Genomic DNA, 20,689 nt, shown 5'->3' with positions numbered 1-20,689 from the left:
AAGGCCCCTCGGGGCCTTTTTTGTGGGTGCGAAAAGCGCAGGCATCAAGCCGGCAGCGGTCCGATGGGGAAGAAAACGCCGCTGCTCCAGACACCCAGCCAGCACTCGCCATCCTGATCGCGCGGCACCGCCAGCTCGACCATCTGGTAGAAGACATTGCGGTGAATCAGCGCATCCAGGTTGCCGCGCACCCGCAGATAAGGCGCAGGTTCCGCGGTGTCCTTGTCGAGCATCACCCGGATCGGATGCGCTTCACCGGCTACGATCTCCTCATCGACGTTGGTCATGAAGCGCAGCACCTGCCGCTCGCCCTCGCCTTCCACCTGCAACGTCAGCGCCACGAACGGCGCGTCGTCCACCGTGATGCCGACCTTTTCCACGGGCGTGATCAGAAAATAATCGTCGCCATCGCGCCGAATGATGGTGGAGAAGAGCTTGACCATCGGCTTTCGCCCGATCGGTGTTCCCAGGTAGTACCACGTGCCGTCCCGGGCGATACGCATGTCGATGTCGCCGCAGAAGTCGGGGTTCCACAAGTGCACGGGCGGCAGGCCTTTCTTTTCCCCCTTGGGGATCTGCGCCAGAAGATCGTTGGCCTTGCCTGATTCGCTCATGTTCACCTCGTGTTCAGGCCCAGCAGACGCTGGGCGTAATCGCGCAGTGGCGGCGCCAGCAAATCCTCCGGGCGTTGATCGTAGAACGTCAGAAAACCGCCCCGGTTGCGGATGCGTGCAGTGTCCACCAGGAAATTGGTGCTGGTTTCGACCAGCATCAGCTGGATCACCCCGCGGTCGATGCCCAGGCGGTCCAGCGCTTCCTGGTCCTCCCACTCTTCCACCGTGCCTATGCGGTCGTCGGCACTGGCGAAGCGGGCGTACAGCAGGTAATGCGCGCCGAAGCCGCGTGCCTCGGCCATCGCCTCGTCCAGCCCGAGCGGGCCGCGGGCGCGGCGAACCATCGGAAAATACTCGACGAAACCGTTGAAGGCTTCCTCGGCGACGACGTTAGGTCGCGGGTAGGCGCTACCGGGCGGAATGAAATGCCCCTGGGCGATGTAGATGAAGGAGTCGGGCTGCAGGCGCCGGTTATTGGCCCGCTCGGTGGCACTGTGATCGAGAATGCCGGCGTCGGCCAGCTGATAGCGGGTGCCCTCGGCCATGTCGCTGACCTTCATGCAGCCACTCAGGCAAAGCAGCACCAACCACGGAATCATGCGTCGCATCGAATCTTCTCCTGGCGCCGGCGACGGGAAACCGGCGGATGGGCGGTCAATGCAGCTTCCGCGCCATCACTACAACGGACCGAACATGCGGGGAGAAATTCAGCGAGCGAGTGGCCGCGCTACCCGCAGGAAGCGCCCGAAGTCTTCAGGCGGCAGGTGTATCGCCGTCGCGCTTGCGCTTGTTGCCCATGCGCACGCCGATGTCCATGAGGAACTGGAAGAAGCCTTCCTGATCCTCCAGCACATTGCTCCAGAACGGCGAGTGGTAGAGCGCGACGGCGCCGTGCACCAGCGCCCAGGCGGCGCAATAGTGAAAATACGGCGGCACGTTCTCCAGCTTGCCCTCGGCGATACGGCCTTCGATCAGACGGGTCAGACGCTGGAAGTTCGAGGCACGAATCTTGTGCAGCTCCTCGATCATTTCCGGCACCTGGTTGCCCTTGACGACCTTCTCCTCGAGCCGGTCGAACAGCCGGTAGCGCTGCGGATCGCGCATGCGGAACTCGAAGTAGGCGCGCGAAAGCGCTTCCTTGTCGTTGTCGAGTTTGTCCGAGTGGAACAGCTCGTTGAGGTCGCGCTCATAGTCGAGCATCAGGCGCAGGTAAATCTCCGCCTTCGACTTGAAGTGCTTGTAGATCGTGCCTTTGCCGATACCGACTGCGTCAGCGATCATCTCGACAGTGACGCTGTCTTCACCTTGCTCGAGGAACAGCTTGAGCGCGGTGTCGAGGATCTCCTGCTCACGGCGGCGGAATTCTCGGACCTTACGGGGTTCTTTCTGCATAGGAAGACTAAGGTGAAAATCGAAGCGGGATATTATGCCCAACCGGCCGCAAATTGCACGGAACATCCATCATGTATGCCTTTCAAGACGAGTTCCCGCAGGCTTCCGGCCTGCGTTATCTGAATCACGCTGCGGTCGCCCCCTGGCCAAAACGCGCGAGCCTGGCGATAAGCGCCTTCGCCGAAGAGAACGCCACGCACGGCGCGCGTGACTACCCGCAATGGCTGGACGTGGAACACCGTTTGCGCGAACGCCTGCGACGCCTGCTCAACGCGCCCGGCATCGCGGATATCGCGCTGGTGAAGAACACTTCCGAGGCGCTGTCCTTCGTGGCCTTCGGCCTCGACTGGCGCAGCGGCGATCAGGTGATCATCAGCGACGAGGAATTCCCATCCAACCGTGTCGTCTGGGAAGCGCTCAAGCCGCAAGGTGTCGAGGTGATCCAGGTCAGACTGGCCGGCAAGGACCCCGAAGCCGCGCTGCTCGCCGCCTGCGGACCACGAACGCGACTGATGGCCATCAGCGCGGTGCAATACGCCAGCGGGCTGCGCCTTGACCTGCCGCGCCTGGGCCAGGGCTGCCAGCAGAACGGCGTACTCCTGTGCATCGACGCTATCCAGCAACTGGGCGCCCTACCCTTCGATGTCCAGTCCAGCCACTGCGCCTTCGCCATGGCTGACGGACACAAGTGGATGCTCGGTCCGGAAGGCCTCGGCGTGTTCTATTGCCGCCGTGATCTGCGCGACCAGCTGAAGCTGCACGAATACGGCTGGCACATGCTGGAGCACGCCGGCGACTACGACCGCGTCGACTGGGAACCGGCACGCAGCGCTCGCCGCTTCGAATGCGGCAGCCCGAACATGCTCGGCGCCATGGGCCTGGAAGCCAGTCTGTCGCTGCTCGAAGAGATCGGCATGGACGCGGTGGGCAAGGCGCTGGAAGAGCGCGTGCAATGGCTGCAGGAAGGGCTGCAGGCAATTCCCGGCGTCCGCCTGCACAGCCCGCTGAACCCGGCCCGCCGCGCCGGAATCCTGACCTTCAGCCTGAACGGCTGCGACAACGCCGGGCTTTTCGCCCATCTGAAGGATCATCAGGTGGTCTGCGCCCAGCGAGGCGCCGGCATTCGCTTGTCGCCGCACTTTTACACCGAAACGCGGGTAATCGAGGAGACCCTGAACGTGCTGCGTCAGAAGGTAGAGGGGTGAGTGCTCAGCAAACGCAGCGGTATTCCAAATCTGTTTAAAAAACGATCAGCATTCGCTGGACGCCACGCCGACCTGGTCAATAATCCAATCACCGGATGCAGCGTTTTCCCCCGAACGCCGAACGGGCAGGCGCCGTGGACCGCGCGTCCTGATGCAACTCCTAAATGGTCTTGACCCGGATTCACCCCCAGAACCCGGGTTTTTTTTGCCTGCTCAGAACCGCGCGAGCGGGAACAGCCGCTTGAAGTTGGCCGTGGTCTGCTCGGCCAGCGTGTCAAAGCCGACCCCGCGCAGCTCGGCGAGGAACTCCGCCACCTCACGTACGTATTGCGGCAGGTTGGGCTTGCCGCGATGGGGGATCGGTGCGAGGTACGGCGAATCGGTTTCCACCAGTAGGCGATCCGCCGGCACCTGCCGCGCCACTTCGCGCAGTGCGTCGGCGTTGCGGAAGGTGACGATGCCCGACAGCGAGATGTAGAAGCCGATATCCAGCGCCGCCTTGGCCATTTCCCAGTCCTCGGTGAAGCAGTGCAGCACGCCGGCCTGGGGCAGCGCCGCCTCGCGCAGCAGCGCGAGGGTGTCCGCCCGCGCTTCGCGGGTATGCACGATGACGGGCTTGCCGGTGATCTGGGCCGCCTGCAGGTGCAGACGGAATGCCTGCTGCTGCAGCTCGGCCGCCTCCGGTTCGTAGTGATAGTCCAGACCGGTCTCGCCGATGGCGGCGACGCGCGGATGCTCGAGTTCGGCCAGCAGCCAGTCGAGAGCCGGCGCGGCGCCGGGCTGAAGGTCCAGCGGATGCACGCCAACCGAACAGTGCACATCGGCATAACGCTCGGCCAGCGCCTTCACGGCCGCGGCGTTGTCCGCGCTCACGCCGATGCAGAGGAAATGTCCGACACCGCGCGCGCGCGCCGCCTCCAGCGCGGCATCGAGAGAGCCGCCGTGGGCAGCCAGATCGAGGCGGTCGAGGTGGCAATGAGAGTCGACGAGCATGGCAAATCTACGAGGATGAGGAAGGTATGGCGGGCGCCAGCGGGTTGGTTTACATCGTGTGGGTCGGGCGATCGGACTTCAACGCGCCGGCGAGGTAGGTCTCGATCTTGTTGCGGGCGGTGTTGTCACCCTCGTTGAACTGCACACCTACACCGGCGGCACGGTTGCCCTGGGCCCCCTTCGGCGTGATCCAGACCACCTTGCCGGCCACCGGAATCTTCTCCGGCTCGTCCATCAGGTTCAGCAGCATGAACACTTCGTCACCGAGCTTGTAGCTCTTGTTGGTGGGGATGAACAGACCGCCGTTCCGGATGAAGGGCATGTAGGCGGCATACAACACGGATTTGTCCTTGATGGTCAGGGACAGGATTCCGTTACGCGGACCCAGGTTCGGTGGCAGGCTCATGCGGTATCCCAATGCGGTAGTTGACGCGATTCTAGCCCGGCCCAGGCAGGCTTGCCCACTGCACGAGGAGAGCCTCGAGAAGCAGCACACGGTTCAGGTTGGCTTTGCCGAGAACCTTCTGCCGCTGCGCCAACAGCCAGTCCTGCATCGACAACAGTTTGCCCTGCGGAGTTTTGTCCGCCAGATACTGAACGACCTTGCGCATGTCCGCCGGCCCGAGCCCGTCTTCATCACGGGTCAGTTGGTAGCGCAGCATCAGCTGCGCCCACTGATGGAACCAGTCGAACAGCAGTTGCAGCGGTACGGCATTCCAACCCTCGGCCAACTGGCTGGCGCCCTGCTGCTGCTTGAGCAGCTTCTTCACCCCGTCGACGACCTGCGCACGCAGCTCGAGCACACCCTGCCCATGCAGGCGCTTGGCCGCCAGCGGCGAGCCGCCGGCCAGCTCGAGCAGCTCGGCGAGCATCTCCGACGTCGCCTCCGGAAGGTTGGCAGAGAGCCAGGCCAGACTCTGCCCGGCACTCGGCAGCGGGCAGGCCTGCTGTACGCAGCGACTCCTGACCGTGGGCAGCAGGCGGCTGGGCTGATGGCTGATCAGCAGCAGCACGGTGTTTCCCGAGGGCTCCTCGAGGCTCTTGAGCAGCGCGTTGGCGGCGTTGAGGTTCATCGCCTCGACGGGCTCGACGAGGATCACCTTGCGCCCGCCGAGTTGCGCCGTCTGCACCACGAAGGACACCAGTTCACGCACCTGGTCGACCTTGATCGGCTTGTCGGCCTCTTCGGGCTCCAGCACGAAATTGTCCGGATGGGTGCCTGCCGCCAACAGATGGCAGGCCTTGCATTGACCACAGGCATCGGCGCCCTGCGGTTGCAGGCAGAGCAGCCGCGCCATCAGCCGCTCGGCGAAGGCGCGCTTGCCGATTCCGGCCGGGCCGTGCAGCAGATAGGCGTGCGCATGCTGGCTGCGCGTGGCCATCTGCTGCCAGAGCGCGGCCTGCCACGCAAAGGCTTCAGCCACGGGCGAACTCCAGCAGCTCGGGCAGCAGCCCATCGAGCGCGCGCTGTACGGCGTCCAGCGGCTGCGCCGCATCGACGATGCGGTAGCGCGCCGGCACGGCGGCGGCGCGGGTGAGATAGGCCTGGCGCACCGCTTCGAAGAAGCCACGGCCCTCCTGCTCGAAGCGATCGAGACGGCCACGCGCGGCGGCGCGCGACAGGCCTATTTCCACCGGCAGGTCGAAGATCAGCGTCAGTTGCGGGCGCAGGTCGCCCTGGACGAATGCCTCGAGTTCGGCAATACGCGCCGTGGACAAGCCGCGACCGCCGCCCTGGTAGGCGTAGGTGGCATCGGTGAATCGATCGCAGAGCACCACGCAACCGCGCGCCAGCGCCGGGCGGATGACCTCGGCCAGATGCTGCGCGCGAGCGGCGAACACCAGCAGCAGCTCGGTATCGGCCGCCATGGGCTCGTCGCTGGGTGCCAGCAACAGCTCGCGGATGCGCTCGGCCAGCGGTGTGCCGCCCGGCTCGCGGGTCAGCAGCACCTCGACGCCGCTCGTCCGCAGGCGCTCGGCGAGGTACTCGCGATTGGTGCTCTTGCCGGCGCCTTCCGGGCCTTCCAGGGTAACGAACAGGCCGCTCACGGGGCTTCCTTTTGCTGGGATTGCGGGGGAACGGGAATCGGCGCCGGACTGGAACGGTAATCGGCGCGGCGCTTTAACTGGTACTCGCGCACCGCACGGTTGTGCGACTCCAGGTCGTCGGAGAAAAGATGGCTGCCATCGCCCCGGGCGACGAAGTACAGGCTGCTACCGGGTTCCGGATGCAGGGCGGCGTGGATCGCCTCGCGGCCGACCAAAGAGATCGGTGTCGGCGGCAGCCCGGCGACCATGTAGGTGTTGTAGGGGTTGGCCTCGCGCAGGTGGGCGCGCGTCAGCTTGCCGTTGTAGCGCTCGCCCAGGCCGTAGATCACGGTCGGATCGGTCTGCAGCAGCATGCCCAGACCCAGGCGGCGGATGAACACGCCGGCGATCTGCCCGCGCTCGGACGGCACGCCGGTTTCCTTCTCCACCAGCGAGGCCATGATCAGCGCCTGGTAGGCGTCGGCGTACGGCAAGCCTTCGGCGCGCTGCGCCCATTCCTCGTCGAGCACCTGTTGCAGGCGCTGCCTGGCCTGCTTCAGCAGGTCGATGTCCTTGGTGCCGCGCACATAGCGATAGGTGTCCGGGAAGAAGCGCCCTTCAGGATGTGCGCCGGATTCGCCCAGGCGCGCCATCAGCTCGCGGTCGTCCATGCCGGCGAGGGTCTGCTCCAGCTTGGTCTGTTTTTCCAGCGCCTGGCGCACCTGATGGAAATTCCAGCCCTCCACCAGCGTCAGGCTGTACTGAACGACCTCACCATGCTGCCAAAGGCGAAGCAGATCCGCGGCGCTCATGCCCGGCGTGAGACGGTACTCGCCGCTGTGCAGGCTCTGCCCGGACAGATTGAAACGCCAGTAGAGGCGAAGCCAGAACGAATCGCGCAACACCGCTTCGCTCTCCAGCTCACCCAGCAGGCCACCTGGCGTACTGCCGCCGGGCACCTCGAGCAGGCGCTCCTCGGCGAGGGCCAGCGGCTGCTGCAGCGCCTCGCGTTGTCGCCAGGCGCAGAAACCCAGCGCAAGACCGCCCAGCAATACGCCAACCTCGAGCAGAATCAACAATTTGCGTATCACGAATCAGAAATCCAGAAGCGTGCGGAGGATGCCCTGCAGTTTACGGGTGAGCGCTCCGGCGGGCCAGACATGTCCCTCCAGACGGCACACGGGCCAGATCCCATAAAGGCTGTTGCAGAGAAACACTTCGTCGGCAGCGAGCAACTCGCCGTAATCGACATCCCGGATCTCGACTACGATCTGCTGTTCCGCCGCCCGCTCCAGCAGCCAGGCGCGCATCACCCCGGCGACACCGCAGCGGCTCAGCTCGGCGGTAATCAATCGGTCCTCACGGACCAGGAACAGGTTGCTGAAAACCCCCTCCACCACCCGTCCCGACATGTCCCGCATCAGCCCCTCGGCATAGCGCGGCTCCTGCCACTCGCCACGGGCGATGACCTGCTCGAGCCGGTTCAGGTGCTTCATACCGGCCAGCAACGGCTGCTCGGCCAGGCGCGTGCGACAGGGAAACAGTTCAACGCCCTGAGTGACGTTGGCTGGCGGATAGGAGGGCCAGGGACTGCCGAACAACAACCGGCGCGGCGTGGGCGCGGCAGGCGGCGCATAACCGCGGGCACCGTCGCCGCGGGTGACGACCAGCTTGGCGACTCCCTCGCCCAACTGCGTGGAGAAAGCCAACAGCTCGGCGCGCAGCAACGCCTGGTCGAGGGGGATGGACAGCCGTCGGCAGCCGTCGGCCAGCCGCGCGAGATGATGTTCGAGCAGCCGTGGGCGGGCGCTGCGCACGGCGATGGTCTCGAAAAGCCCATCGCCGTAGGCGAGGCCGCGATCCAGGCTGGACAGCGTCTCGCTGGGTCGACCGTCGACCCAGCGGAGCATCAGTCGGCGAACCGGCTGAACACCAGCGAGCCGTTGGTGCCGCCAAAGCCGAAGGAGTTGGTCAGTACGACGTCGATCGGCCGTGCCTTGGCCTGGTTCGCCACGAAATCGAGGTCGCAGCCCTCGTCCGGTTCGTCCAGGTTGATGGTCGGCGGCGCAACCTGGTCACGGATCGCCAGCACGCTGAAGATCGCCTCGACCGCGCCCGCCGCACCCAGCAGGTGACCGGTCATGGACTTGGTCGAACTGACCGAGAGCGCGTAGGCGTGATCGCCGAAGACGCTCTTGATCGCCATCGCCTCGGCGAGATCGCCAGCCGGCGTGGAAGTGCCGTGGGCGTTGATGTACTGCACCTGCTCCGGATTCAGCGAAGCGTCGCGCAGCGCGTTGCGGATGCAGCGGGCGGCACCGGCGCCGTCGTCGGGCGGCGAAGTCATGTGGTAGGCGTCGCCGCTCATGCCGAAGCCGACCAGCTCGGCATAGATGGTCGCGCCGCGCGCCTTAGCATGCTCGAGTTCTTCCAGCACCAGCGCGCCGGCGCCGTCGGACAGCACGAAGCCGTCCCGGCCCTTGTCCCAGGGACGGCTGGCGCGCTGCGGATCGTCATTGCGCGTGGACAGCGCCCGTGCGGCGGCGAACCCGCCGATGCCGAGGCCGCTGGCGGCCATCTCCGAGCCGCCGGCGATCATCACGTCGGCTTCGCCATAGGCGATGTTCCGCGCGGCCATGCCGATGCAATGGGTGCCGGTGGTACAAGCGGTGGCGATGGCGTAGTTCGGCCCCTGGATACCCAGATGAATGGACAGGAAGCCGGACACCATGTTGATGATCGAACCGGGCACGAAGAACGGCGAAATGCGCCGCGGTCCCTGTTCGATCAGCGATTTGCAGTTGTTCTCGATGTTGGTCAGGCCGCCGATACCGGAGCCCATGGCCACGCCGATGCGCTCACGGTTGGCATCGGTGACCTCCAGCCCGGAATCGCGAACCGCCTGGAAGCTGGCGGCCAGTCCGTACTGGATGAACAGGTCGATCTTGCGAGCTTCCTTGGCCGAGAGGTATTCCTCGACATTGAAATTCCTCACCGAGCCCCCGAAGCGGGTGCTGTAGGCGGAAAGGTCCATGTGCTCGATGGGAGCGATGCCACTGCGGCCGGCGAGAATTCCTTCCCAGCTGCTCGGCACATCGGTCCCCAGCGGTGACAACATACCCACACCGGTGACCACGACGCGTCTGCGCGACACTGCTATATCCTCTTCTTATCGTGCGCCCTGGAATGGCGCTTAAAGAAAAGCCGCACGCCCCGAAAGGCAGTGCGGCTTTTCCCAGTCGGAAAGTCGACGATTACGAGATCACTGCGCGTGCGCGTTGATGTAATCGATGGCTTCCTGAACAGTGGTGATCTTCTCAGCTTGCTCGTCCGGGATCTCGGTCTCGAATTCCTCTTCCAGAGCCATCACCAGCTCGACGGTGTCAAGAGAGTCCGCGCCCAAGTCTTCGACGAAGGAAGCACTGTTGGTCACTTCCTCTTCTTTGACGCCGAGTTGCTCAGCGACGATTTTCTTGACGCGTTCTTCGATGGTGCTCATGTTTTGTTTTCACTCCTAGTGGACAAGTCCCGGCAGCTGGGCTGCGGGTAAGTGTATAGAAAGGGTTTTCCGCTTTTCAAGCTGAACGCCACCGACCTTCCCTGAGCCGCACGACGCCGCCTATTCTACCAGCGATAATTGGGAGCGGATTCTAGACCGTTCCTGTGACAGATTCCTTAAGGATTCCGTCACATTAGCTCATGTACATGCCGCCGTTGACAGGAATGGTCGCACCGGTGACATAGGACGCGCCATCCGACGCAAGGAAAGCCACGACGTTGGCGATTTCCTCAGCCTGTCCCAGACGACCCAGCGGAATCTGCCCAAGCAACGCATCACGTTGCGCTTCCGGCAATTCACGGGTCATGTCGGTATCGATGAAACCCGGCGCTACCGCATTGACGGTAATCGCCCGCGAACCGACTTCACGCGCCAGCGCGCGACCAAACCCCTCGAGACCGGCTTTGGCTGCGGCATAGTTGGCCTGGCCACCGTTGCCCATGGCGCCGACGACTGAACCGATGTTGATGATACGGCCCCAGCGCGCCTTGGTCATGCCGCGCAGAACAGCCTTGGACAGGCGAAACAGGCTGTTGAGGTTGGTATTGATGACGTCGAACCACTCATCGTCCTTCATGCGCAACATCAGATTATCACGCGTGATCCCTGCATTATTGACGAGGATCGATGGCTGACCGAGATGCTGCTGGATGTGTTCCAGGGTGCTCGATACCGACTCGCTGTCGGTTACGTCGAGGACCAGACCGGCGCCTTCGATGCCGTTCTGCTTGAGGGTTTCAGCGATGCGTTCGGCGCCGGCGGGCGACGTGGCAGTGCCGATCACGATCGCACCCTGGCGACCCAATTCGAGTGCGATGGCCTGGCCGATACCGCGACTCGCGCCGGTAACCAGCGCCACCTTACCTTGCAAACTCATACTCTTCTCCATGCTCAGGCCAGCGCCGCGCGTGTCGCGGCGAAGGCTTCGGGGGTATCCAGATTGTGCGTGCGGAGGTCTTTCACGCAGCGCTTGTTCAGGCCGCTCAACACCTTGCCAGGACCGCACTCGACGAGATCGGTCACACCCTGTTCGCTCAAGCGAACGATTGACTCGACCCAGCGGACCGGGCTGTACAGCTGCGCCAGCAGGTCGCGCTGAAGCGCTTCCAGATCGGCAGGCACCGCCGCGCTGACGTTCTGCACCAGCGGAATGCTCGGCGCCTGCCAGGCAATCGCCTGAACCGACTCGGCAAAGCGCTCGGCAGCCGGCCGCATCAGTTCGCAGTGTGACGGCACGCTCACCGGCAGAGGCAGCGCGCGCTTCGCGCCGCGGGCCTTACAGGCCTCCATGGCACGCGCCACGGCAGCCGCACCGCCTGCGATCACGACCTGGCCGGGGGCATTGAAATTCACCGCGCTGACCACTTCGCCCTGAGCCGCCTCGGCACAGGCAGCCAGAACGTCGGCGTCATCGAGCCCGATGATCGCCGCCATCCCGCCCTGCCCGGCCGGCACTGCCTGCTGCATCAACTGTCCACGACGCTCGACCAGCTTCACCGCTGCGGCGAACGGCAGGCTGCCGGCAGCCACCAGGGCGGAATACTCGCCGAGGCTGTGCCCGGCAACGAAGGCGGGCGTGGCGCCACCCTCGGCCAGCCACAGGCGCCAGAGCGCGATCGATGCCGCGAGGATGGCCGGCTGGGTTTTGTCGGTTTCGTTGAGACGCTCCACGGGGCCCTGCTGGATCAACGCCCAGAGGTCATAGCCGAGCGCATCGGACGCTTCGGCAAAAGTCTGCAGAACGGTTCCCGGCTGCGCGCCGTGCTCAGCCAGCATGCCTAGCGACTGCGAGCCTTGACCAGGAAATACGAATGCGAGGGGTGCGGACATTGCAACGGGCCCTTTTGGAATCTCTTATCGGAAAAACGCCCGACATGCAGTCCGCTTGCCGGCGTCGCGAATCATCTTTGGATGTCAGAGGATCGGAAACGGTCACACATCCTACAGCAACAGATCTTCGAGGCGCCCATGCAGACGCCGAGGCAGGTTCTCCCGCACCTCTATGACCGCGCGGCGAATAGCGCTCTGAAAACCCTCCTGCCCGGCGGAGCCGTGACTTTTCACCACGATCCCCTGCAACCCGAGAAAGCTCGCGCCATTGTGTCGGGCGGGCGCCAGCTCGGCCTGAAGCCGGCGCAGGAGCGGCAAGGCGAGAACCCCCACCAACCGTGAGGTGACGCCCGATCGAAACAGCGCCTCGAGCCGCGACGACACGAGCGAAACCAGGCCTTCACTGGACTTGAGCAGGATATTGCCAACGAAACCGTCGCACACCACCACATCGGCTTCTCCACGGTAGAGACCGTCACCCTCGACGTAACCGATGAAGTTGAGCCCCTCCTCCTTCTGCAGCAGGCTGGCGGCCAGCTTGACCTGCTGGTTGCCCTTGATCTCTTCGGTACCGATGTTGAGCAGCGCAACGCGCGGATGCGGAGTGCCCAGGGCCTCGGCGGCGACCACGCCCATCACGGCGAACTGATAGAGGTGCTCGGCCGAACAATCGACGTTCGCACCCAGGTCGAGCAGATGACAGCTTCCCGTGCGGGTAGGAATGGCGGTGACCATCGCCGGGCGATCGATACCCGGAAGGGTTTTCAACAGGTGCCGCGACAGCGCCATCAGCGCACCGGTATTGCCGGCACTGACACAGGCCTGGGCGTATCCGTCGCGCACCAACTCCAGAGCGACGCGCATGGACGAGTCGGGCTTGCCACGCAATGCCTGGGACGGCCGTTCGTTGGTACCGACAACTTCCCCGGCATGCTTTATGTGCAGGCGCGAGCGATCGACACCAGGATAGCGTGCAATGATTTCTTCGAGGAGAGCGGTCTGGCCGACGAGGACCACGTGAAGCGAGGGGGATTCAGCCAGGCAGGCGATGCTGGCTGGAACAATGAAGCGGGGACCGAAGTCCCCACCCATTGCATCAATCGCGATGATCGGAGCGGACAAGATTACTCGTCGGCGCCCTTGTCGATCACTTTGCGACCGCGGTACACACCTTCCGGGGAAACGTGGTGACGCAGGTGAACTTCACCGGTGGTCTTTTCCACGGACAGGGCGTTCGACTCGAGACCGTCGTGCGAACGACGCATGTCACGGGCGGAACGGGATTTTTTGTTCTGCTGAACAGCCATACTGATTTAACTCCTAAACGTTTGGGTCACGCTTCAACTGGGCCAGTACGCTGAACGGGTTGGACCGCGAAACCTCGTCCTCGCTCGGTTCAGGCTCATCGAGCCCCGCCGGCGGCTGGCAATCTTCATGGACCGGAACGATAGGCAAGGCGAGCAGCAACTCATCCTCAACCAGCGTCAGCAGATCCAGGGGCTCCTCCCCCACCTCCAGCGCGTCATAGCCTTTCGGCACTGACTGGTCGGAAGCCCCTTCCTTGACCACGGCGTAAATGTATTCGCCATGGATCGGCAGAGCGGCGATCTCCAGACAACGCTGGCAGATCATCTTTACCTCAGCGTTGAACTCGCTGCGAATGAACGCAGCGCGACGCTCGTTGCGATCGAACACCAGCCTGACATGCACCGTACCGGCGTTATCAGCGAGTTGAGCGCTCAGACGCGGCAAGCTTGCCTGCTGCAGATCACCCTCAAGGGTGGTACCGCGATCTGCAAGCTTGCGTGGATCAACCTGAGGTGGAATCGGCCCATTCAACATAGGCGCGAGATTCTAGGGATGTAGGTCGTCGCTGTCAAAGAAAATCCACCCTGTCCGCTCTCGGATGTGACCGTTAAAATCCCTGCGAACAACAGGAGAAAACGCATGCTGCCCTTGGTTCTCGCATCCAGCTCCGCCTACCGCCGCGAATTGCTCGAACGTCTGGGCCTGCCATTCAGTTGGTCCGCGCCGGCGATCGACGAAACCCGGCGACCTAACGAGGAAGGCGAAGCCCTGGTACTGCGCCTTGCCGAGGAAAAAGCGCGCGCCCTCGCCCACCTGCACCCGCAACACCTGATCATCGGCTCGGACCAGGTGGCCGTGCTGGACGGACAGATTCTTGGCAAACCGATGAATTTCGCTCGCGCCCAAGCGCAATTGCGTGGTGCCAGCGGCAGCAGCGTGGTGTTTCTCACCGGGGTGGCATTGCTCAACACCGCCACCGACGAATGCCAGGTGGACTGCGTGCCGTTTACCGTGCACTTTCGCGAGCTCGACGACGAGCGGATCGGGCGCTATCTGGAAGCCGAAAGCCCCCTTGACTGCGCCGGCAGCTTCAAATCGGAAGGATTGGGCGTCAGCCTGTTTCGCGCGACCGAAGGCAGCGATGCGACGAGCCTGGTCGGCCTGCCACTGATTCGCCTGGTGGACATGCTGCTGGCCGAAGGCGTACGGATTCCTTGAATCCGCACGCCCTAGCTATATAAGAAGCAGCGATCAGCGCAACGAAGGACCCTGGAAGCCCATCCACATCGCCAGATTGTCGGCGACGCTGGCACCGATCTTCTTGGCGAAACGGTCGAAAGGCGTTTCCTCGACGGTGTAATCCTTGATTTCCTTCTCACCGATGACTTCGCGCGCAACGTAACTGGTGCTGCCAAGACCATCGATCAGGCCCAGTTGCAGCGCCTGTTCTCCCGACCAGATCAGACCGGAAAACAGTTCCGGATGATCCTTGTCCTTCAAGCGATCGCCACGCCCCTTCTTCACACTGTCGATGAACTGGCGATGGGTCGTCTGCAACACGCCCTGCCAGAACTCGGCTTCATCCGCCTTGGGTGGCTGGAAGGGATCGAGAAACGCCTTGTGCTCGCCGGAGGTGTAGACGCGACGATCGACACCCAGCTTCTCCATGGTTCCGACGAAACCGAAACCCGCGGCAGTGACACCGATGGAGCCTACCAGGCTGGATTTATCGGCGTAGATCTCGTCGGCCGCACTGGCGATGTAATAGGCACCGGAGGCGCCCAGGTCGGAAATGACCGCATAGACCTTGATCGCCGGCTTCTCGGCGCGCAGGCGACGGATTTCGTCATAGATATAGCCGGACTGCACCGGGCTGCCGCCTGGACTGTTGATGCGCAGGATCACACCCTTGGTGCTTTCGTCCTCGAAAGCGGCGCGCAGGCTGCCAATGATGTTGTCTGCGCTGGCGGCCTCCTTGTCGGCGATCATCCCGCGCACATCGACCACCGCGGTATAGCTGCCGCTGGACGATCCGGCCTTGCGCAAGTTGAGCATCGGCGAAAACAGCGCAAGCATGCCGAACAGATAGACGAAGGTCAGCAGCTTGAAGAAGATGCCCCAGCGGCGCGAGCGGCGCTGTTCCTGGACGCTGGCAAGCAGCGCTTTTTCCAGCAGCTTCCAGCTCTTTTCGTCGCCCGTGGAAGCCGAAGCCTTCCAATCATCCGACATTCTCGTACTCCTTGATCAGTGAGCCATTGGCGGCGCCGTCGAGCCAGCGGCGCAGTTCGGAAAACTCGTTGATGGCGAGCTTCGGCGCAAACGCGAGCAGTTCGCTCAGCGACTGGGCACCGTAACCGACCGCCACCGAATCGATGCCCGCGCGGCGCGCCATGTCCAGATCGAACGAGGAATCGCCGACCATCAGCGCCTTTTCCGGCGGCACGCCGCAGTGGGCAAGGATCTCGTTGAGCATCAGCGGATCCGGCTTACTGGCCGTTTCGTCGGCGCAGCGGGTGATCTCGAAGTAATCCAGCCAGCCATGCCCCGCCAGCACCCGATCCAGCCCACGGCGGCTCTTGCCGGTGGCGACCGCCATGCGCAGGCCACACCGGCGAAAAGACTCCAGACACTCGACCACCCCGGGAAACAAGGGAGATGGACACATGTCCAGCGCCATGTAGCGCTCGGCGTAACGCTGCCTGAACACTTCCACCCGGCCGACCTCGACCAGTTCCGGATAAAGCGTGGCAATAGCCTCCGGAAGACCGAGCCCGATAATGCCTTTGATCGCCTCGTCGCTGCGCTCACCCAATCCGTCAAGGCTCGCCGCCGCGCGCATCGAATCGACGATACGACCGATGGAATCGCACAAGGTGCCGTCCCAGTCGAAGATCAGCAGCTCGTAATCAGGCACCCAGGCGCTCCAGGGTGCGCTCCCAGACTTCATCCACCTCGGCCTCGACCTTCAACTCGCCACCCTCGGGCAGCGGTACGGTCAGCGCATAGGCATGCAGGAACAGCCGCTTGCCGCCCAGTTCGCGGATCTCGCGGGTGAACTCCTCGTCGCCGTACTTGCTGTCGCCCGCGATCGAGTGCCCCGCGTACTTGGCATGAACGCGAATCTGGTGAGTGCGACCGGTGATGGGACTGGCCTCGACGAGGGTGGCGAACTCGCCGAAGCGACGCAGCACACGAAACACCGTGAGCGCTTCCTTCCCCTCGGGATTGACCTCGACCATGCGCTCGCCGGAGCGCAGGTTGTTCTTCAGCAAGGGCGCGCTGATCTTCTTCTTCGCCGCCGGCCAGCTGCCGCGCACCAGCGCCATGTAGCGCTTGTCGACACCGTCGCCGCGCAACGCCTCGTGCAGGTGACGCAGCATGCTGCGCTTCTTGGCGATCATCAGCAGGCCGGAGGTATCGCGATCCAGCCGATGCACCAGCTCGATGTCCTTGGCGTCGGGACGCAACTGGCGGAATGCCTCGATCACGCCATAGTTCAATCCGCTACCGCCGTGCACGGCGATGCCGGCCGGCTTGTTCAGCACGATCAGGGCCTTGTCTTCGTAGACGATGGCTTTTTCGAGACGCTCGAGCAAACCCAGCGCCAACGGCGCGGGCTCGTCCCGCTCGGCCAGGCGCAGCGGCGGCACGCGCACGACATCGCCGGCCTGCAGCTTGTATTCGGGCTTGATCCGCCCCTTGTTCACACGCACTTCGCCCTTGCGAAGAATGCGGTAAATCAGGGTTTTGGGAACGCCCTTGAGCTGAGTGCGAAGAAAGTTGTCTATACGTTGGCCGGCAAATTCCGGCGAGACCTCCAGCAGTTGAACGCCGGTGGTCGGTTGGGCGGGAGTCGTCATCGCGCAATGATAGCAATTTTTCATGGAATTGAAGCACTTAATGATTACTGCTATAGTCCCGAACGCCGCCAAAAGCGGCCTGGCCTGGTGGACACCCGCTGAATCGTTCGTCCACCGCCGCTAGCAACCCATGCCAGGACGTGAGGCCGTCCGACGAAGTTACCCGCCGTATTGTCGCGGGTAGCTCGAAACCCAGCCTTGAGCCCATACGCGCTGCCCCGTAGGAGCATCGCGATAAATGAAACCCGCTGCGGATTCTGCGAGCGGCACCCGATTTTCAAGGGATACGTGTAGGGTGGAGATGCACAATCATCGGACTGCGTAGCTTCAGGCTTTATTCAAGACGCTTCATCTCGTCCGCTGTCGATGATTGATTCCTCCTCCTGACAAAGTGCTTTTGTTACGACAGAAGCAGGAGACGTCGTCGCGAACCCGGCCCCGTTGGCCTGGCATCGCTGGACACTACAGCGGTAAGCCGCTGTTGACGCGCACCTGACACCGACCGCGAGAGTCGTGTGTGCCGAACGCCGTTTCCGGCAGCCCGGAAACCGAACGGTATTACATGAAAAGAATGCTGATTAACGCGACTCAACCCGAAGAGTTGCGTGTCGCGCTGGTAGATGGCCAGAAACTCTACGACCTCGACATCGAATCGGGCGCCCGTGAGCAGAAGAAGGCCAACATCTACAAAGGCCGAATCACCCGCGTAGAACCCAGCCTGGAGGCCGCCTTCGTCGACTTCGGCGCCGATCGCCACGGCTTCCTGCCCCTCAAGGAAATTTCCCGCGAATACTTCAGCAAGGCCCCCGAAGGCCGCGTGAACATCAAGGAAGTACTCAAGGAAGGCCAGGAAGTCATCGTCCAGGTCGAGAAAGAAGAACGCGGCAACAAGGGCGCTGCCCTGACCACCTTCATCAGCCTGGCCGGTCGTTATCTGGTGCTGATGCCGAACAACCCCCGTGCCGGCGGCATCTCCCGCCGCATCGAAGGCGAAGAGCGCAACGAACTGCGCGAAGCGCTGAACGGCCTCGACGCCCCCGCCGACATGGGCCTGATCGTACGTACCGCAGGCCTCGGCCGTTCCAGCGAAGAACTGCAATGGGACCTCGACTACCTGCTGCAACTCTGGACCGCGATCAAGGAAGCTTCTGTAGGACGTAGCGCACCTTTCCTGATCTATCAGGAATCCAACGTCATCATCCGCGCCATTCGCGACTACCTGCGCCAGGACATCGGTGAAGTGCTGGTCGACAGCGTCGAAGCCCAGAACGAAGCGCTGAGCTTCATCCAGCAGGTGATGCCGCAGTACGCCAGCAAGATCAAGCTGTATGAAGACAGCGTTCCGCTGTTCAACCGCTTCCAGATCGAAAGCCAGATCGAAACCGCCTTCCAGCGCGAAGTGAAGCTGCCGTCCGGCGGCTCCATCGTCATCGACCCGACCGAAGCCCTGGTGTCCATCGACATCAACTCGGCGCGTGCGACCAAAGGCGGCGATATCGAAGAAACCGCGCTGCAGACCAACTTGGAAGCGGCCGAAGAGATCGCCCGCCAGTTGCGCCTGCGCGACATTGGCGGCCTGATCGTCATCGACTTCATCGACATGACCCCGGCGAAGAACCAGCGCGCCGTGGAAGAAAAAGTCCGCGAAGCCCTCGAAGCCGACCGCGCACGCATCCAGATCGGCCGCATCTCGCGTTTCGGCCTGCTGGAAATGTCGCGTCAGCGCCTGCGCCCGTCGCTGCGTGAGACCAGCGGCATCGTCTGCCCGCGCTGCAACGGCCAGGGCATCATTCGCGACGTCGAATCACTGTCGCTGGCGATCCTGCGCCTGATCGAAGAAGAAGCCCTGAAGGACCGCACCGCCGAAGTCCGTGCCCGCGTTCCGTTCCAGGTAGCCGCTTTCCTGCTCAACGAGAAGCGCAACGCGATCACCAAGATCGAGCTGCGTACCCGCGCGCGCATCTTCATTCTGCCGGACGACCACCTGGAAACCCCGCACTTCGAGGTGCAGCGCCTGCGCGACGACAGCCCCGAGCTGCTCGCCGGCCAGTCCAGCTACGAAATGGCGGCGGTCGAGGAAGAGGAAGTCCAGCCGGTCAGCGCCACGCGCACCCTGGTTCGCCAGGAAGCGGTGGTCAAGACCGTTTCCCCCGAGCGCCCTGCCCCGGCACCGAGCGCTCCGGTCGCTGCCGCACAACCGGTCGCCAGCGCGCCAGAACCGAGCCTGTTCAAGGGCCTGGTGAAGTCCCTGGTCAGCCTGTTCGCCGGCAAGGAAGAACCGGTCGCCCAGCCGGTCGAGCAGAAGCCTGCCGCGCAGCGTCCGCAGCGCAGCGATGAACGCCGCAATGGTCGTCAGCAGAACCGCCGTCGCGACGGTGGGCGTGACAACCGCGAGCGTGCCGGCAGCGAAGAGCGCAAACCGCGCGAAGAACGCCAGCCCCGTGAAGAACGCGCAGCGCGCGAAGAGCGTGCACCTCGCGAGGAACGCGCTCCACGCGAAACCCGCGAGCCGCGTGAAGAGCGCGCACCGCGCGAAGGCCAGGAGTCTCGTCGCGAGCGTACCCCGCGCGAACCGCGTGAAGCCCGTAACACCGAGGAACGTCCGACCCGCGAGCTGCGTGAACCGCGCGAGCCTCGTGAGCCGCGCGAAGAGCGTCCGGCACGTGAGCTGCGTGAGCCCCGCGAACTGCGTGAACCCCGTGAGCCGCGTGAAGAGCGTCAGCCACGTGAAGCCGGCGAAGGCCGTCGCGAACGCACCGAGCGCGCCCCGCGTGAAGAGCGTCAACCGCGCGCCGAGCAACCGGTAGTGGCCGACGAGGAACTGCTGAACAGCGAAGAAGTGGTCGAGGAAAGCAACGAAGGCAGCGATGACGACCGTCCGCGTCGCCGCTCGCGTGGCCAGCGTCGTCGCAGCAATCGTCGCGAGCGTCAGCGTGACGCCAATGGCGAGATCATCGAGAACGCCGAGGAAGGTGAAAGCGCGGAAACGTCGAACAATGCGCCTGCCGCTGCCGACATCGCCGTCGCGGCTGCCGTGGCCAGCTCGCTGGCTGCAGCGCCTGCCGAAGGCGACGAGCCGGCAAGCACGCAGGCCCAGGTCGAGGCTGCGCCTGTCGCCGACGACGCGCCGGTTGCCGAAACCACCTACGTTCAACCCATCGCCGAAGTCAGCGAGCCTGCCGCCGTGGCATCCGCCGAAACACCGGTACAGACCCAGGACAGCGAACTGCCCGTTCCGGTCGAAGCCGAGCCGGCGGCTCCGTTGGTAAGCGAAGCACCGGCGCCCGTCGAGCAGATCGTCGAGCCGGTCAGCAAGCCGATCAACGAGCCCGTTGCCGAAGTCGAAACGCCGAGCGAAGTCGCCGTTGTCGAGCCGGTCGCTCCGATCATAGAAGCCCCGCAGGCTGAAAGCGTCGTGGTCGAACAGGCTGCCGGCGGGCGTGCACCGAACGATCCGCGTGAAGTGCGTCGCCGTCGTCTGGAAGCCGAGCGTCTCGCGCGTGAAGCTGCCGAAGCCGCCACCGTCGGTGAAACCGCCTCGCAGGTCGAAGTGGCCTCGGTCGGCGAAGCACAGGCCGAGCCGGTCGCCGAGTACGCTTCCGAACTGGGTCAGGCGCCGGTTGCTGCCGAGCCGATGATCGAGGCCGAAGAACCGGCTGCACCCCTCGAAGCCATCCAGCCGGCGGCCGAGACCGAGATCGAGGTCGCCCCGCAGACGCTGGAAGCGCAAGCCGAACAGGCTGCTACCCGCGCACCGGAGCCGACCGAGGTGGAAGCCCAGGACGAAGACGAGGACAAACCGAAGGTTTGATCGAGTCCGAGTAACGAAAAAGGGGATGCCATTGGCATCCCCTTTTTTGTTTCCCCGGCGGATGGCGCGCCACGCGCCACAGGAGGCAT

The 20,689-nt window shown here is 63.8% G+C and carries 22 protein-coding genes; 3 read left to right on the top strand and 19 right to left on the bottom strand.

The features are described from left to right. Positions 1-44: 44 nt before the first annotated feature. The 3 genes from B3E91_RS02125 to B3E91_RS02115 form a co-directional block, all read right to left on the bottom strand. Positions 45-614, bottom strand: a complete 570-nt coding sequence (locus tag B3E91_RS02125; protein ID WP_287028162.1) for a DUF1285 domain-containing protein — start codon at positions 612-614, stop codon at positions 45-47. 2 nt (positions 615-616) lie between these two features. After that, a complete protein-coding gene (locus B3E91_RS02120) occupies positions 617-1,213 on the bottom strand; it encodes a DUF4823 domain-containing protein (protein WP_390896938.1) in 597 nt (198 codons plus the stop codon). A gap of 154 nt (positions 1,214-1,367) precedes the next feature. After that, positions 1,368-2,006 (bottom strand): TetR/AcrR family transcriptional regulator, encoded by a 639-nt coding sequence (locus B3E91_RS02115; RefSeq protein ID WP_090231251.1) that lies wholly within the window; start codon positions 2,004-2,006, stop codon positions 1,368-1,370. A 71-nt stretch (positions 2,007-2,077) separates the two neighbouring features. Between B3E91_RS02115 and B3E91_RS02110 the strand changes: the two genes are divergently transcribed. Continuing rightward, positions 2,078-3,211 (top strand): aminotransferase class V-fold PLP-dependent enzyme, encoded by a 1,134-nt coding sequence (locus tag B3E91_RS02110; RefSeq protein ID WP_287028160.1) that lies wholly within the window; start codon positions 2,078-2,080, stop codon positions 3,209-3,211. 213 nt (positions 3,212-3,424) lie between these two features. Here the strand turns inward: B3E91_RS02110 and B3E91_RS02105 are convergent, their stop codons facing one another. From B3E91_RS02105 to B3E91_RS02045, 13 genes are all read right to left on the bottom strand, one after another. Further along, positions 3,425-4,204 (bottom strand): TatD family hydrolase, encoded by a 780-nt coding sequence (locus B3E91_RS02105; RefSeq protein ID WP_287028159.1) that lies wholly within the window; start codon positions 4,202-4,204, stop codon positions 3,425-3,427. Positions 4,205-4,253: 49 nt separating this feature from the next. Next, a complete protein-coding gene (locus B3E91_RS02100; protein WP_090231254.1) occupies positions 4,254-4,610 on the bottom strand; it encodes a PilZ domain-containing protein in 357 nt (118 codons plus the stop codon). A 31-nt stretch (positions 4,611-4,641) separates the two neighbouring features. Further along, positions 4,642-5,661 carry a DNA polymerase III subunit delta' gene (locus tag B3E91_RS02095; protein WP_414708181.1) on the bottom strand — a complete coding sequence of 340 codons (1,020 nt, stop codon included), beginning with the start codon at positions 5,659-5,661 and terminating at the stop codon, positions 4,642-4,644. Continuing rightward, the gene (gene tmk, locus B3E91_RS02090) at positions 5,621-6,253 is read right to left on the bottom strand and encodes a dTMP kinase (protein ID WP_273233100.1); all 633 of its coding nucleotides are present in this window, start codon (positions 6,251-6,253) and stop codon (positions 5,621-5,623) included. Before tmk ends, B3E91_RS02095 begins: the two co-directional genes overlap by 41 nt. Further along, on the bottom strand, positions 6,250-7,323 hold the full coding sequence (gene mltG, locus B3E91_RS02085) for an endolytic transglycosylase MltG (RefSeq protein ID WP_287028157.1): 1,074 nt from the start codon (positions 7,321-7,323) through the stop codon (positions 6,250-6,252). Before mltG ends, tmk begins: the two co-directional genes overlap by 4 nt. 3 nt (positions 7,324-7,326) lie before the next feature. Next, entirely contained in the window at positions 7,327-8,142 is an 816-nt protein-coding gene (pabC, locus tag B3E91_RS02080; RefSeq protein ID WP_287028156.1) for an aminodeoxychorismate lyase, read from the bottom strand. Then, entirely contained in the window at positions 8,142-9,386 is a 1,245-nt protein-coding gene (gene fabF, locus B3E91_RS02075) for a beta-ketoacyl-ACP synthase II (RefSeq protein WP_273233097.1), read from the bottom strand. The genes pabC and fabF overlap by 1 nt, the downstream gene beginning before the upstream one ends. A 108-nt stretch (positions 9,387-9,494) precedes the next feature. Then, the gene (gene acpP, locus B3E91_RS02070; RefSeq protein ID WP_003283670.1) at positions 9,495-9,731 is read right to left on the bottom strand and encodes an acyl carrier protein; all 237 of its coding nucleotides are present in this window, start codon (positions 9,729-9,731) and stop codon (positions 9,495-9,497) included. A gap of 193 nt (positions 9,732-9,924) precedes the next feature. Further along, positions 9,925-10,668 carry a 3-oxoacyl-ACP reductase FabG gene (gene fabG / locus B3E91_RS02065; RefSeq protein WP_287028154.1) on the bottom strand — a complete coding sequence of 248 codons (744 nt, stop codon included), beginning with the start codon at positions 10,666-10,668 and terminating at the stop codon, positions 9,925-9,927. 14 nt (positions 10,669-10,682) lie between these two features. Next, positions 10,683-11,621, bottom strand: a complete 939-nt coding sequence (fabD, locus tag B3E91_RS02060; protein ID WP_287028153.1) for an ACP S-malonyltransferase — start codon at positions 11,619-11,621, stop codon at positions 10,683-10,685. Positions 11,622-11,732: 111 nt separating this feature from the next. After that, positions 11,733-12,743 carry a phosphate acyltransferase PlsX gene (gene plsX, locus B3E91_RS02055; protein ID WP_287028152.1) on the bottom strand — a complete coding sequence of 337 codons (1,011 nt, stop codon included), beginning with the start codon at positions 12,741-12,743 and terminating at the stop codon, positions 11,733-11,735. Between the two features lie 2 nt (positions 12,744-12,745). After that, on the bottom strand, positions 12,746-12,928 hold the full coding sequence (gene rpmF / locus B3E91_RS02050) for a 50S ribosomal protein L32 (RefSeq protein ID WP_090231262.1): 183 nt from the start codon (positions 12,926-12,928) through the stop codon (positions 12,746-12,748). Between the two features lie 13 nt (positions 12,929-12,941). Next, positions 12,942-13,463, bottom strand: coding sequence for a YceD family protein (locus B3E91_RS02045; RefSeq protein WP_287028151.1), 522 nt, complete (start codon positions 13,461-13,463; stop codon positions 12,942-12,944). A 105-nt stretch (positions 13,464-13,568) separates the two neighbouring features. Here B3E91_RS02045 and B3E91_RS02040 point away from each other — a divergent pair, with 105 nt between their 5' ends. Then, complete coding sequence (locus B3E91_RS02040) at positions 13,569-14,147, top strand: Maf family protein (RefSeq protein WP_287028150.1); 579 nt, start codon at positions 13,569-13,571, stop codon at positions 14,145-14,147. Positions 14,148-14,180: 33 nt separating this feature from the next. Here the strand turns inward: B3E91_RS02040 and sppA are convergent, their stop codons facing one another. Genes sppA through rluC form a run of 3 tightly spaced genes read right to left on the bottom strand, consistent with a single transcriptional unit; the run spans position 14,181 to position 16,789 of the window. Beyond that, on the bottom strand, positions 14,181-15,158 hold the full coding sequence (gene sppA, locus B3E91_RS02035; protein ID WP_287028149.1) for a signal peptide peptidase SppA: 978 nt from the start codon (positions 15,156-15,158) through the stop codon (positions 14,181-14,183). Further along, a complete protein-coding gene (locus tag B3E91_RS02030) occupies positions 15,148-15,876 on the bottom strand; it encodes an HAD-IA family hydrolase (protein ID WP_287028147.1) in 729 nt (242 codons plus the stop codon). Before B3E91_RS02030 ends, sppA begins: the two co-directional genes overlap by 11 nt. Next, a complete protein-coding gene (gene rluC, locus B3E91_RS02025; protein WP_273233061.1) occupies positions 15,836-16,789 on the bottom strand; it encodes a 23S rRNA pseudouridine(955/2504/2580) synthase RluC in 954 nt (317 codons plus the stop codon). Before rluC ends, B3E91_RS02030 begins: the two co-directional genes overlap by 41 nt. A gap of 562 nt (positions 16,790-17,351) precedes the next feature. Here rluC and rne point away from each other — a divergent pair. Continuing rightward, complete coding sequence (rne, locus tag B3E91_RS02020) at positions 17,352-20,600, top strand: ribonuclease E (protein ID WP_287028146.1); 3,249 nt, start codon at positions 17,352-17,354, stop codon at positions 20,598-20,600. Positions 20,601-20,689: the final 89 nt, after the last annotated feature.

Origin of the sequence: Pseudomonas sp. UBA6310, assembly GCF_002438225.1 — a bacterium.
Taxonomy (GTDB): domain Bacteria; phylum Pseudomonadota; class Gammaproteobacteria; order Pseudomonadales; family Pseudomonadaceae; genus Pseudomonas_O; species Pseudomonas_O kuykendallii.
Note: the sequence above shows the minus strand (reverse complement) of the source record. Positions and strands in the feature narration are given on the sequence as shown.